Origin of the sequence: Acinetobacter portensis, from assembly GCF_009372215.1 — a bacterium.
In the GTDB taxonomy this organism is placed as follows: Bacteria; Pseudomonadota; Gammaproteobacteria; order Pseudomonadales; family Moraxellaceae; genus Acinetobacter; species Acinetobacter portensis.
This window is the reverse complement of the sequence record NZ_LWRV01000084.1, coordinates 1-260: the sequence shown is the minus strand read 5'-3', so window position 1 is coordinate 260 and position 260 is coordinate 1. Positions and strand designations below refer to the sequence as shown.

1 protein-coding gene is annotated in these 260 nt (G+C 38.5%); it reads right to left on the bottom strand.

The genetic code is table 11. The features are described 5' to 3' along the window. Positions 1–7: 7 nt before the first annotated feature. On the bottom strand, positions 8–260 hold a 253-nt coding region (locus A6M14_RS10400), incomplete at its 5' end, for an IS30 family transposase (protein ID WP_152874893.1).

Sequence of the window (260 nt, the reverse complement as noted above, 5' to 3'; positions counted from 1 at the left end):
GGCGAATTCAAACATGAGGTGCGACAGTTTCAAAAGCCTTATGATAATCAACAAGCTGAGCAAATTTCTCTAATGGTGTAAGCCAATCTAACGCTTTTCTAGGGCGAGTATTCAGTGACATGGCAACTTGATTTAAATAATGCTGATCTGCCTGGTTTAAATCAATCCCTTTAGGTAAATATTGCCTAATTAAACCATTCATATTTTCGCATGTGCCTTTCTGCCATGGCGAATGTGGGTCACAGAAATATACATCTATG